Annotated in this window: 11 protein-coding genes; 1 reads left to right on the top strand and 10 read right to left on the bottom strand. The window is 40.5% G+C overall.

The window, feature by feature from the left end; genetic code table 11:
* Positions 1-41 precede the first annotated feature (41 nt).
* The 4 genes from LJE12_RS01510 to LJE12_RS01495 all read right to left on the bottom strand — a co-directional run bounded on the left by LJE12_RS01510 (position 42) and on the right by LJE12_RS01495 (position 4,132).
* Positions 42-887, bottom strand: a complete 846-nt coding sequence (locus LJE12_RS01510; RefSeq protein WP_008704484.1) for a carbohydrate ABC transporter permease — start codon at positions 885-887, stop codon at positions 42-44.
* A complete protein-coding gene (locus tag LJE12_RS01505; RefSeq protein WP_008704485.1) occupies positions 887-1,771 on the bottom strand; it encodes a carbohydrate ABC transporter permease in 885 nt (294 codons plus the stop codon). The genes LJE12_RS01510 and LJE12_RS01505 overlap by 1 nt, the downstream gene beginning before the upstream one ends.
* A 140-nt stretch (positions 1,772-1,911) precedes the next feature.
* Complete coding sequence (locus tag LJE12_RS01500; protein ID WP_227226278.1) at positions 1,912-3,162, bottom strand: ABC transporter substrate-binding protein; 1,251 nt, start codon at positions 3,160-3,162, stop codon at positions 1,912-1,914.
* Between the two features lie 22 nt (positions 3,163-3,184).
* Entirely contained in the window at positions 3,185-4,132 is a 948-nt protein-coding gene (locus LJE12_RS01495; protein WP_227226277.1) for a uroporphyrinogen decarboxylase family protein, read from the bottom strand.
* Between the two features lie 206 nt (positions 4,133-4,338).
* Between LJE12_RS01495 and LJE12_RS01490 the strand changes: the two genes are divergently transcribed.
* On the top strand, positions 4,339-6,195 hold the full coding sequence (locus LJE12_RS01490) for a sensor histidine kinase (RefSeq protein WP_227226275.1): 1,857 nt from the start codon (positions 4,339-4,341) through the stop codon (positions 6,193-6,195).
* Between the two features lie 31 nt (positions 6,196-6,226).
* Here the strand turns inward: LJE12_RS01490 and LJE12_RS01485 are convergent, their stop codons facing one another.
* The 6 genes from LJE12_RS01485 to LJE12_RS01460 all read right to left on the bottom strand — a co-directional run bounded on the left by LJE12_RS01485 (position 6,227) and on the right by LJE12_RS01460 (position 12,673).
* Positions 6,227-6,505: a DUF4160 domain-containing protein gene (locus tag LJE12_RS01485; RefSeq protein ID WP_008704489.1), complete on the bottom strand. Its 279-nt coding sequence runs from the start codon at positions 6,503-6,505 to the stop codon at positions 6,227-6,229.
* A complete protein-coding gene (locus LJE12_RS01480; RefSeq protein ID WP_008704491.1) occupies positions 6,489-6,761 on the bottom strand; it encodes a hypothetical protein in 273 nt (90 codons plus the stop codon). The genes LJE12_RS01485 and LJE12_RS01480 overlap by 17 nt, the downstream gene beginning before the upstream one ends.
* Positions 6,762-6,818: 57 nt before the next feature.
* Positions 6,819-8,183 (bottom strand): hypothetical protein, encoded by a 1,365-nt coding sequence (locus LJE12_RS01475; RefSeq protein WP_227226273.1) that lies wholly within the window; start codon positions 8,181-8,183, stop codon positions 6,819-6,821.
* A gap of 231 nt (positions 8,184-8,414) precedes the next feature.
* Positions 8,415-9,614: an MFS transporter gene (locus LJE12_RS01470; RefSeq protein ID WP_227226271.1), complete on the bottom strand. Its 1,200-nt coding sequence runs from the start codon at positions 9,612-9,614 to the stop codon at positions 8,415-8,417.
* A 20-nt stretch (positions 9,615-9,634) separates the two neighbouring features.
* The gene (aroE, locus tag LJE12_RS01465; RefSeq protein ID WP_022381139.1) at positions 9,635-10,519 is read right to left on the bottom strand and encodes a shikimate dehydrogenase; all 885 of its coding nucleotides are present in this window, start codon (positions 10,517-10,519) and stop codon (positions 9,635-9,637) included.
* Between the two features lie 228 nt (positions 10,520-10,747).
* Complete coding sequence (locus LJE12_RS01460; protein ID WP_161233657.1) at positions 10,748-12,673, bottom strand: oxidoreductase; 1,926 nt, start codon at positions 12,671-12,673, stop codon at positions 10,748-10,750.
* Between the last annotated feature and the right edge of the window lie 119 nt (positions 12,674-12,792).

Raw genomic sequence — 12,792 nt, 5'->3', positions numbered from 1 at the left:
CATGATTCTCCTTTCGCCCGCAATATACTACTTCTACAGGATCAACCTTTTACAGATCCTGCTGTCAGTCCTTTGACTATGTATTTCTGTCCCATACAATAAATGATCAACATAGGCAACATAGCAAGTAAGTATGCCGTAAACGCCATTGTATAGTTAAAAGAATATTCTGTCTTAAAATTATACTGAAAAAGAGGAAGTGTCCAAATAGCCTGTGAACGGTTTAAAATTAGTAAAGGGAGCATAAAGTCATTCCAGATCCACAAAGTATCCATGATCAGCAACGTAGAAATCATAGGCTTTACCAGAGGAAGTACTATTTTTACATATGTCTGAAATACACTGCAACCGTCAATCTGTGCAGACTCCTCAATTTCGTAAGGAAGACCTCTGATATAATTTACAAACAGAAATACTCCCTGCGTCAGGCTAAATGCCACATACAGAATAATCAGTCCCGCATGATTAAGCATATTTAACTTTGACATCATTTTGGTTACAGGCAACAATACTACCTGCGACGGAACAAATAACCCCATCATAATATAGAAATAAATTGTTTTGTAATACTTCCGGTTAAAGTTTCTTGCAATAGAATAAGAAACAGACGGAACAAAAATCAAAATCAAAATGATGGTTATTACTGTTATTTTAAATGAATTTTTCAAAAAAATCCAGTAATTACTGTTAGTAAACAACTCAATATAATTTTCCAGATTCAGTTTTGAAGGAAGCGCAAAGAAATTTTTTCCGGCCTCCTCCAATGTTTTAAATGAGTTGATCAGCACCATCCAAAGAGGGCATAAAATCAGGAGTAATCCACCGATCAAAATAATATTTCTAAAAAAAAGCCATACTCTTTCGTCATTTCCTGCTTTTATCTTCATCAGTCCGTCCCTCCTTTACTTGTCAGTTTCAACTGCGTAAGTGAGAATATCGCAACAATCACAAATAATATACATGCTTCTGCATTTGCCATGGAAAATCGCATATTTTTAAACGCATCATTATATATCAGAATTCCTATTACTTCTGTTGCCCGGACAGGTCCACCTCCGGTAAGTGCGTACGGAAAGTCAAATGAGGTAAATCCCTGTTTAATTGTAAGTATAAGATTTACTGTTACTGTTGGAAGCAAATAAGGAAATGTAACATACCTGAAACGCTGAAAAGCTGTGGCACCATCAATTTTGGCAGATTCATACTGCTCTTCTGGAATCTGCTGCAAACCGGCTATAAAGATTACCGTTGGCATCGCAACCGCCTGCCATATCTGTACAAATACAACTGCAGGCAACGCCGTATCTCCAGACATCAGAACGCTGTTAGATAACCAGGAAATTCCCAGTGCTTTCCCGATTACCGGAATCACTCGATAATAAATCTGATCCCAGATCAGTGCAATTGTAACACCACCAATCATTGCCGGAACAAAATACACGGATTTTACTAATGTCTTAAACTTTTTCAGTGAATTCAGTGAAATTGACAAAATCAGTGATATTACAATTACACCAATCACCAGCAATACACTGTAAATCACCGTTGTTTTTATAGCATTCCAAAAGTTCGGATTTTTGAGCAATATCTTATAATTCTTCCACCCGATAAAATTCATTTTCTGAGCCATTCCATCCCAGTCTGTAAAACTGTATCGAATACCATTGATTACAGATACCACATAAAAAAATGTATAAAGCACTACCGGTATCAGTGTAAACAGAAAAAACGTCACTCTGCCCGATAACTTTTTTCTTTTTGTATTATTCATATAGCACTCCTCTTAAAAGGCTTTGTTTATTATTATCAAATCCAGGTTCAAAAAAAGATTGCTGCCAATGAATCATTATTCTTACGCAGCAATCTTTTTTTGAACGTATACGGTTTTTCTACATTGAGCCGTTTAATATTTTACTGTGCGCTTGAAATTTCAATTGATGCATCCATGTCTTTCATAACTGCATCTACATCTTTATTTGCCCAGAATCCCTGCACTACATTATAAAGATCAGTAGTTACATTGTTATCAATTGTAGACGCCATCCAGTCATGTGTTTTTCCGGCATTAATCATATCTACCATAGGTTTGATTCCATCATCATTGCTTGTAACACCTGTGATACAGGATGGTGCACCGTCATTATCGCAGAATATCTGTGCATTTTCAGGATCAGCAAGATAAGAAAGGAATCTATATGCTGCATCTTTTTCCTTATCACTTGCCTGTGCAGATACACAAATTGCAGCATCAATACCGGATAAGCACTTAGTATCATCATAAGTATCATTTGGAAGTGGGAATACACCAATTTCCAGATTCGGGTTAATAGACTGGATAGTTCCTCTCGCATAAGAACCTGTAATCGTCATTGCATATTCACCATTTACAAAGTTTTCGTAACATGTTGTATCAGAAAGTGCCAGTGCATCTTCATTCGCATAGGAAAGAAGTGTGTTCATCTTTTCAAATACATTTTTAAATTCTTCGTCTCCTTCAATTTTTGCCTCTCCGGAAACAACTTTTCCGATAGTTTCCACACCATTCGGTGCCCATGCAACAGTTGCTGCCTGGAACAGATGTCCTACACGTGCCGGATCTTTTCCATGCATTCCAACAGGAGTAATTCCTGCCTCTTTTAACTTATCACATACTGCAGTAAACTCTTCCCATGTAGTCGGGATTTCTAATCCATTATCTTCAAAGGTCTTTTTGTTATAGTAAACTCCAATATAGTTTCTGCTGTAAGGAAGCGCATAATATCCACCATCTTCCTGTTTTGTCATTTCCAGTGCGGATTCATTGACGTTTTTTAGGAAATCCTGATCAGAAAGATCCTGTACATATCCATTGGCAACTTTCTGTTTAAACTGTGTCTGTGTTGGAAAATCGGAAAAAATCACCGGAATATCACCAGAAGAAATTCTGGACGTAAGAACTGTTCCTGCATCCGGAACTGTATTCATTTCAATCTCTATATCTGAATTTTCTTTATTGAACTTATCAATAATCTCCTTATATCCCTTTTGAGGTCCTTCTTCTCCCTTCTGCTGAAAGAATTCAATTTTTAATGGTTCATCTGCCATTGCTGCTGTTGCAGGTAACATACATGCTGTCATTGCCATTGTTGCACAAAGTAATGCTGCCAAACTCTTCTTACCCATAATATATTTCTCCTTTTACTTTTTATTTCTTGTATGCATGTGCCGCTTCCACTGCTGTTTTAATCAGATCAAGGCTGATATTTTCGCCCTGAATCGTACAGTCAGCTCCAATCATAATTCCTTTTGTTCCAAACGCGTCCAAAATTCCTTTTACTTCTTCTCGGATTGCATCTTCAGAGCCATTCAATACATTACCCTTATTATTCATTCCACCAAGAATCGCGCTGCTGTAAAGTTCACGTCCCTGCTCCAGACTGAAATGATTATCTTTCACTGACCAATTAATCAAATCAGCCGGATAATTCTTAAACCATTCTACATGTGTTTCAAACTGATATTCCGGTTCACCGCAAATATGAAGAATATTATATTTCTCTGGCATTTCCTCTGCTACTTTTAAAATCTGAAGATCATATGGGCGCACAAGTTCTTCCCATTCATTTTTTTCAAATCTTCCGATTTCACCAAACTGTGCAGAATAATATATGCCATCTGCTCCTGCCTCCAGATATCCCTTTGTCCACTCTTCCAATGCATCTGCAATAATCTTAACACCAGCCGCAACTGCCTCTGGAGCTTCTTTACTGTATTTCATCAGAACATCATCACCAAAAGTCATAGATGCAGCTTTAAAAGGTCCAAACATTGTCTGGAAGATCAAAACATCTTTACCTGCTTCTTTTCTTATTCCTCTTATGATCTCTGCCATTTTTGCAAATTCTTCAGAGTCTGTTCCTTTTACCTGGATATGGTACCAGTCATCCGCGCAGGTTATCTTTCCAGAAATCGGATATGGGTAATCCTGCATAATTTTAACAATATCCATATCTGTAGTTCTGAATAATTTCATATGCTCATCAATCATCTGCTGCACTGTATAATCTGATTTATAATGAAACCAGAATCCAGCCGGAATCATATCCACCTGCTCTTTTTTCATTACTGCCAGTACACGCTCTTTCTTTGTCATCTTTCTCTAACCTCCTGAAATTTCTACTGTCTTCTGCTTTGCAAAGTTCCCTGACCGTTGAAAACAGTATAATAAACTTCTTTTCAAAAAAATAGAAAGATTGTTTTATAAAAATAGAAAATTTCTTAGGATATTTTCTATTTTTTCCAAAAAATACATGCTATAATTCTTTAAAAATATTCTATCACAAATATCTGGAGGTTTTTATGAAAAAAATACATCAATTGTCTTTTCGTATGCAGATTTTTCTGTCATCACTTATTCTCGTTATTTTTCCAACGGTTCTTCTAAGCACAATAAATGCCATTTCAAAAACCAGTACAATCACTTCAGAATATAATACTTCTACTGCAGCAACACTGACGCAAATGAACCAGTCTCTTGATACACTTCTTGAAAATGCACTAAAAATAGCGGATACTCCTCTTCTCAACGATGACGCACGTAAAGCCATGATAACTAATTACGAAAAAGATTATCTGTCATATGCTCAGGATTTCAATGTTTTTCGAAATTTAATGCGCCAGACAAATCAATTGAACAGTTCTATGCTTACCGTCTATTTTCAAAATAGATACGGTTACTCTTTTGAATATAATGTAAAGACAGCGCAGCAGCGTCATACAATTGAATCTAATATGGAAAAATGGAAAAAAATAGCTGAAACTTCTAAAAACCGGACATATTTTGCACCTCTGCAGACAGATTCCAGTACCGGACACAGTATTCTTCCAATGGTCAAAATTTTACTGGATAGATACGATTACCAGGAAACAGGACTATGTTATGCAGAAATAGATTTTACTCCAATTATGGAAATCCTATCTTCATCCTGTGAAACACAAAATACACTTTTAATCTATAATGCAGATAACAAACTTACATGCACAATTAATCTTGCATCTTTTTCAGAAGCAGATATATCTTCCTCTGTTTTGTCCAAACTTGAAGACTTCAGCAATACTCTAACTTCACAGGATGCAATCGGTCAAAGTACTCTTAAGACATCTCTGGGTCAGTTTGTAATTAATGGATGCATTAATAATACTACCCAGTGGCATATTGTTCAGATCATAAGCAACGAAAAAATCGCTCATACTTTTCATGACACTATCATCAGTTACCTGGGAATTTTCCTGTTCTGCGCATTGCTTGGACTTATCCTGGCAATTTTCCTGTCCAGAATACTTACCCGTCCGGTTTCCAATCTATGTCATGAAATCGATATTCTGGATCCTTCCGATGGAACACAGATTGATCTGAAATCCTGCGGTTCCAACCAGGAATTGCGCAAACTGATTGACAGCTTTAACGGAATGAGCCAGCGTCTCTTTCTGAGCCTGAAACAAAATTATGAAATTCAAATTACTGAACAACAAATGCGGGTTCAAATGCTGCAATTTCAGATAAATCATCATTTTCTTCATAATACTTTAAATGTTATCAAGTCACTTGCTGAAATTCATGATGTACCTGAAATCGAAACCATTGCTACTTGTATGTCTGAACTTGTACGGTATAATCTGGAAAAATTTCCTGTTGCAACTCTTCAGGAAGAACTCCAGCAGGTTCAGCGCTATATGACTATACAGAACATACGTTTTCCAGGAAAATTCTGCTATGATATTAATGTCCCACCTGAATTCCTGCAGATGAATCTTCCTGTATTTTTGTTCCAGCCACTTGTAGAAAACAGTGTGGAACATGGTTTTTCTAATAAAGAAAATGAATGTTATATCAGTATTTCCTGTCAACTTGAAAACGAATTACTTCATTTCCTGGTTGCTGATAACGGAAGCGGAATGTCTCAGGAACAATTAAAAACTTTTCAGTGTTCCGGCAAAACTTCTCCAAAAGGGCATCACTCTATTGGACTTGCAAATGTAAATCAAAGGTTACGCAGTTATTATGGAGAGGAATATGGACTTTTGGTAGAAAGTATACCTGGCGAAGGTACTATTATTGATATTGTACTGCCTTCCTCAGCCATTAATATAGAGCCTTCCTTTTTCCAACCTGAATTATCCAAAACTATCTCTTTATCTCAGAATCCTTCACAATAAAAAAATACCAGCTAATAAAAGCTGGTATTTTTCAACAAAAATATCGAATTTCTCCAAAACGATTTAACCACTCATCAATAATATCCGAACTATTGGCTTCTATCATCCTCATTAACCTTTTCAGTATCTTTTCCGGAATTTTAGAATTATTATTGCTGAGAATAGTTTTTCCAGTACTGGTAATCCATATTTTAGTAGCAGTTGCACTGGCTCTTCCTTCTGATACATGAACATGAATTGGTTCTAAGGGATCTCCTTCATTGGACCAAAAATAAATACTATATGGTCCAATTCTAAGAATTTGCGGCATTTAAAATGCCTCCTTCCTGCGAAAATTCAATAATAAGATGAGCGTTATTTCTGATTAACTGTTTAAAATATGCCATCTCTGTATCAGAATATCCCTCAATATCCTCCCACTTATAATCAGGAAGCCAGCATGTGGCATTGTGAAATCCTCCAAATTCATCAGGAGTTTCTATATAGACTTTTACTTTCCCATCTGCTTTCATTTCCGAATGAGTAATTTCAGTATCATCATTCAATGTCATAAACGGATACATCATAATTGCATTCACCCCTTCTTCATCTAATTTACCTGATTATAACACAGATTCCATTAATCATCTATGATTTTTCTCAAGGGGATTCCAGTTGGACAGGAAGATATTCAGTCCGAAGCCGACTGCCAGTGCCCATGCAGATGCCCATGCGGTTCCCTGGGTTGCGAGGACTGCTGCCATAACGCCTGCGATCATCTTGTCTCTGTCGCTCTTGCAGTAATCCATACCAATTCTCGCACATACAAATGCCTGGAACATCAGAGTAATGGAAGATCCTACTCCGAAGATCGGGCGAAAGAAGCTTACTACAGGAATGATCAGCACACTTAAGAATGTGGCCAGTCTGAAGGAAGCCATTCCTCCGAGAAGAGACTTCATAGCTTTCTTTCCTTCTTTGTAACGCATGGATACGGATACAGTCATTCCAACCCATAACGGACCGGAAAGGGGAGGAAATGGTGCGATGATGGACAGAATCAGGTTTCTCAGACCGCTGACCAGATTGGAACGGCTGGAATTGAAATCAATATACTCATCATCTCTTGCCTGGCGTGCCTCTGATACAAGAGTCTCTGTAGTAACAAAATCACCAAATGCAATAACATAGCATACCAGTGCCAGCGGCAGTGCTTTGATAAACATAGATGCAGGAGGAATCCCTACGCCAAAGATGCTCACCTGATCAATGATATCTTTAAACTGAGGAATCTTGATAAAGGTACCAATCTCCAGTCCCGGGGCATCCAGTTCGCCAACCAGAAGTCCTACTACCATTGCGATAAGGTATGGAAAAAGATTTCCATATCTCGCAACAAGGTCAAGAAACTTATTTGTTTTTCGCTTCTCCTGATATTTGTCAGAGAAGCTGATCAGGATCAAAAGGCCTACACCCGCAACAATAGCCAGAGGATATTTGTGCATATTTCCATTCTCTCCCAGCTGCCCTGCCATAACTGTAACAGGTGCTGCAAGAAGGATACCGCCTTTGACAGAATTGGGAACTGCATGAACAAATTTATCTGCCAGCCTGGTCACACCCATAAAGATAAATACCAGACCTACCAGCATCTGCAGTGCGATCATAGCCTGTATTCGCTCTTTTCCCATGGGGAAGCCTTCCAGAAATACAATAGTCAGCGGCAGGGTCGGTGTGATCCACCCCGGTACTACCGGATCGCCAAGCAGGCTGTGAAGCAGATAAAGGAAGGTTTCAATAATTACACAGCTCCACGCCAGCTCATAAGGAAGCCCCAGATACTGCTCCAGATACGGAACAGCAGCCAGCGCAGTAACGCCCAGGATCAGACCCTGAATGAACTCAACAGATTCTATCTTGTAATGTATAAATGGAAGTCTTATCTGAAATGGTCCAAAGGGGATGTAGGGCAGTTCATTTTCTCTTCTTTGTGTTCTTGTATTTGCCATACAGATTCTCCTTTTCAATAAATTATTAGATTACTTCTATATTTCAGCTTGTATATTCTATCTTTTTTGTTAATTTTTAGACAATCCAGATTTTAATAAAATCCAATCCGACCGGGAAAATTTGAAGCTTGTAACGTCCAAACGTATCTTCAGTTAGATTGGATTTCAATATCACAGGATTTCTGTATCTTATTTATTTCTATCGCTTATTTATTTCTATCACTTACTGGCTTACTTATTTCTGTTCTTCTTTACAAAGAGGGCGAGCAGGATACCGACGATGGTCACTGCCATGTTCAGAAGAAGGATCATTCTCGGAGCGCTGCTTCCGCCCACTTTGGTAATGTATCCTGCAAGACTTAAGATCGTGTAGTTCGCAATGCTGGATGCAATCATTACCAGTGAGGTTGCTGTTCCTTTGTTCTCAGGGAAGAACTCTGCTGTTGTGGAAACTGCCAGCTGGAGAACACCGCCTGCACCTGCATATCCGATCACAAAACCACCTACCAGACAAATAAACGGAGCCTGGATAAAGTAGCAGAGAGCCAGCATAATTGTAGAGATTAACGGATAGAGGATCAGGACGTTAATCTCTTTCAGACCTTTTTTGATAAATGCTGCTGTTGCAAGGATGGCAGTTGCAGTTCCCAGGGCATACAGGGACTGGATCTTTGAAGGGTCTGCCATACCATAGGAACGGGCAAGCTCCTGGTTACAGTTCAGCCATAACATAAAGGTTGAGGAGCTGGTGAATCCGATCAGAATTGCAGCAATCGCTGCAGGGGAAATCTTGTGTCCGGATTTCTTCTTATCAGCTTTAGCCTGTACTGCCTTCCCTCTCGCCGGAAAAGGGAGGATCAGGATCAGGATTCCGTCAATGAGGATTGCAATACCTGCAACAATAAAGATTGTCTTATATGACATATTTGCAGATGCTACGATTCCGATCAGGAATGGAAGCAGGAACTGGCTCAGGCAGATGGAAAATTTTGTAAACAGGTTGGCTACTGACGGGTTGTTTACATAGATTTCCATACAGGTAGGGCTTACGCAGGTATCGAGGAAAGAGTTCGCGATTCCGCCGATCACTGCAAAGGCATATCCCATTGCCATGGATGTGGAATTGGCCATTCCAAAGAAGTATGCTACATAACAGAGCACACCGATAATTCCGCTCAGTTTTCTTCCGTATTTGTCAGACAGAGGACCGGAGAAAGGAAGAGAAATCAGACGCCCCAGTCCAAGTGCTGCAATTACAGATACTACCATACTTACATCCAAGGTGCCATCAGCCAGGGGCTTCGCACCCCAGGCAGCTGCAAACTCCGGTTTGTACTGCCCCAGGATAGAAGCACCGATTCCATGGATGAAATAGGTGAAATATGCTGCAAGGGAGGTGAAAATGAGCATTTTGTTTGTTTTCTGTTTCATTTTGGTCTCCTAGGTTATTATTACTTGTTTTCGTTTTCTTCCTGGAATTTCTGGTATTCAGCTGTTGGCATTTCCAGTCCTGTGTAGAGTTTGTAAGCTGCAGCTCCCTGCCATAACAGCATTCCTTTTCCGCCGATTGCAAGCTTGCAGCCTGCTTCTTTGGCTTCTTTTACCATTCTTGTTTCAGCAGGATTGTAAACAACGTCTGCTACTACAAGGTCAGGGCGGAACATGGATTTATCTTTGATCAGAGTAAGCTCTTCGTGAGGTTTCATTCCTGCAAGTGTTGCGTTTACGAGGATGTCTGCGTTTGCAACCTCTTCTTTCAGTTTTGCCTCATCTGCCAGATCAAATACAGAAACTTTACAATCCGGTGTTTCTTTGCTCAGTTTCTCTGCTGTGGACTCTGCACGTGCAAAGAATGGGTCTTTCGGATTGAAGATAGAAATGGATTCTGCACCGTCTAATGCACACTGTACCTGGATTGCTGTTGCAGCACCGCCTGCACCGAGAACTACCATTTTTTTGCCTTTCACATCAACGCCATGTTCTTTTAAGTTGCGGACAAATCCGATACCGTCTGTGATATGTCCTACTAATTTGCCGTCTTCATTAACGATTGTGTTAACTGCACCGATGATTCTTGCTGCAGGTGAAAGCTCATCCATGTGTTTTGCAACTTCGTTCTTGCATGGCATAGTTACGTTTGCGCCTCTCATTTTGAAAAGACGGATTGCATCCAGAGCAGCCGGAACCTGGTCTTCCTTGATGTCAAATGCCATGTAAGCATAGTCAAGGTTATGATGACGGAAGCTGAAGTTATACATTGCCGGTGATCCTGAGTGTCCTACCGGGCTTCCGATAAGTGCCATTAATCCTGTTGTTCCTTTAATTCTCTGTTCCATTTCCTGTTTGCCTCCTGAATTTTTTTGTAAAATCATTTTCAAGCTGCTGTCCGCTGATAATATCATACAGCGTCTCTTAACTGCAACTATAAAACGAATAAATTATAAGATTCGAAATTCGCTGATTTACTGCGTAAATCGCTACTTTCTCATGTTTGGCGGGTCCCAGGTTCAAAAATCTTATCGTGCAAGCACGAACGACTTTTTGAACTTTTGACCCTGATATCATCATAATGTGGAAGCTACCTCATACGCTTCTTTCGTAGCATCAAGTGCTCTTCTTGCGCGGGTGGCATCGCCGATCACATAGGTATCCGGTACGATAGCTTTGATCTCTTCGCCGAATGGGTTGTAGTTTCTGAATCCCATGGAGAGGATGACAGAATCATAGCCTCTGGATTCATGTCTCTGTCCGTCTGCTGTCTCGTACTCTACGCCGTCCTCATAGAATTTGCATACCTTTGCACCTGTGATCTCTTTGATCTTGTAATCTTCGAAATCTTTCATCAGGTAAACTCTATGCTCGTGGATCACGTCGGCACCTACAGTGTCTCTGAACTCAATGACTGTTACATCATGGTTCTGCTCACCGAGGAATGCTGCTGTCTCGCATCCCACCATTCCGCCGCCTACAACCAGTACTTTCTTTCCTGCTGCTCTCTTGCCGTCAAGGAGATCAGAGCCATGGATAATTGCAGGATTGTCGATACCTTCGATCGGAAGGATCAGTGTTCTGGAACCGGAAGCAACAATTACGCTGTCTGGTTTCTCTTCCCTGATAAGATCCAGAGTTACTTCCTGATTCATTTTGATTGTTACGCCTGCTTTCTGGCAGCGTACGATATAGCTGCGGATCATGTTTGTGATGTCGCCTTTTCCCGGAGGATAAGCAGCAAGACGCATGTTTCCGCCAAGTTTATCACTTGCTTCATAAAGTGTTACCTGATGACCTTTTTCCTGTGCGATAAATGCAGCGCAAAGACCTGCAACACCGCCGCCGATTACCATTACTTTCTTAGCTTTTTCTGCAGGAGCAATGCCCTCAGCTTCATGTCCAAGGAATGGGTTTACAAGACAGCATACAGGGTTTCCTGCATACATGTTTGCCACGCAGCCCTGAAGACATGCGATACATGGGATCATATCCTCCAGTCTTTCTTCCTGCGCTTTTAATGGCATATAAGGATCTGCAAGGCTCTGACGTCCGAATGCAACCAGGTCACAGCGTCCTTCTTTTACCATTAATTCCGCAAACTGCGGTTCTGTATAACGTCCTACTGTGATCACCGGGATAGATACGGCACGTTTGATCTCTTCTACCTGAGAAGCGGAGAAACCGCCGTGTGTGACTGTCGGTGCCCACATAAATTCATCGCGGATGTGAACAGCTCTGGATACATGGATGGCATCCAGTCCGCATCCTTCCAGATATGCAGCAATTGCAGCACTGTCATGGACATCAAGACCGCCCGGTACTTCGTCACTGCTGTTGATTCTTGCAAGAACTGCGATCTTTCCTTCTGTCATCTTCTTAACTTCTTCGATGATCAGACGGGAGAAACGCATTCTGTTCTCAAAGGAACCGCCGAACTCATCCAGTCTCTTGTTTGTTCTCGGGGAAAGGAAGGTGCTTACCAGATAACCGTGTGCCATATGGATCTCAACTGCATCTACGCCTGCTTCCATGGCTCTCTTTGCTGCGAGGCCATAGCCTTTTACCAGTTCATAAACTTCTTCAGTCGTAACTTCCTTTGGTGTGTCTCTTCCGCAGTCTGAGGGAATGCTTGTAGCTGCCTCAATGGGTGCACCTGCATTCTTTGCATTTCCTTCAGGACCTGCATTCTGAAGCTGTACGGAAACCTTTGCTCCCTCTGCATGACAGGCATCTACTACCTTGCGGAAGCTTTCGATTGTGGAGTCATCATAAAGACATGGTTTGCGAGGACCGCCCTTTGCGCCTTTATGTACTACTGTTGCTTCGATTGTGATCAGACCGAAGCCGCCTTTTGCTCTTTCACGATAATAAGCTGCGGACTGTTCACTCATGCTTCCGTCTGTGTTTGCAAAGTTGTTTCCCATTGGCGGAACTACGAAGCGGTTCTTTACTGTCATTGGACCGATGTTGATCGGCTGAAACATTGCATTAAATTTCATGTAACCTTCTCCTTTTTTTCGAATTCTTTTCTATTAATTATTCATTCTCTATTTTGTGTTCATTCAGAATGCGGATCAGGCAGGCGTGGAGATTTCTGCCTGATCCTTTAATCTGTTGG

It is taken from the genome of Blautia sp. DFI.6.71 (assembly GCF_020593585.1).
Classification (GTDB): domain Bacteria; phylum Bacillota; class Clostridia; order Lachnospirales; family Lachnospiraceae; genus Blautia_A; species Blautia_A wexlerae.
This window is presented reverse-complemented; position numbering and strand designations above follow the sequence as displayed.

Bases quoted from the DNA above. Each gene is read 5' to 3' on its own strand.
- LJE12_RS01510 (WP_008704484.1), bottom strand. From the start codon at position 887: ATGAAGATAAAAGCAGGAAATGACGAAAGAGTATGGCTTTTTTTTAGA.
- LJE12_RS01495 (WP_227226277.1), bottom strand. From the start codon at position 4,132: ATGACAAAGAAAGAGCGTGTACTGGCAGTAATGAAAAAAGAGCAGGTG.
- LJE12_RS01500 (WP_227226278.1), bottom strand. From the start codon at position 3,162: ATGGGTAAGAAGAGTTTGGCAGCATTACTTTGTGCAACAATGGCAATG.
- aroE (WP_022381139.1), bottom strand. From the start codon at position 10,519: ATGGAACAGAGAATTAAAGGAACAACAGGATTAATGGCACTTATCGGA.
- LJE12_RS01480 (WP_008704491.1), bottom strand. From the start codon at position 6,761: ATGATGTATCCGTTTATGACATTGAATGATGATACTGAAATTACTCAT.
- LJE12_RS01470 (WP_227226271.1), bottom strand. From the start codon at position 9,614: ATGAAACAGAAAACAAACAAAATGCTCATTTTCACCTCCCTTGCAGCA.
- LJE12_RS01460 (WP_161233657.1), bottom strand. From the start codon at position 12,673: ATGAAATTTAATGCAATGTTTCAGCCGATCAACATCGGTCCAATGACA.
- LJE12_RS01490 (WP_227226275.1), top strand. From the start codon at position 4,339: ATGAAAAAAATACATCAATTGTCTTTTCGTATGCAGATTTTTCTGTCA.
- LJE12_RS01475 (WP_227226273.1), bottom strand. From the start codon at position 8,183: ATGGCAAATACAAGAACACAAAGAAGAGAAAATGAACTGCCCTACATC.
- LJE12_RS01505 (WP_008704485.1), bottom strand. From the start codon at position 1,771: ATGAATAATACAAAAAGAAAAAAGTTATCGGGCAGAGTGACGTTTTTT.
- LJE12_RS01485 (WP_008704489.1), bottom strand. From the start codon at position 6,505: ATGCCGCAAATTCTTAGAATTGGACCATATAGTATTTATTTTTGGTCC.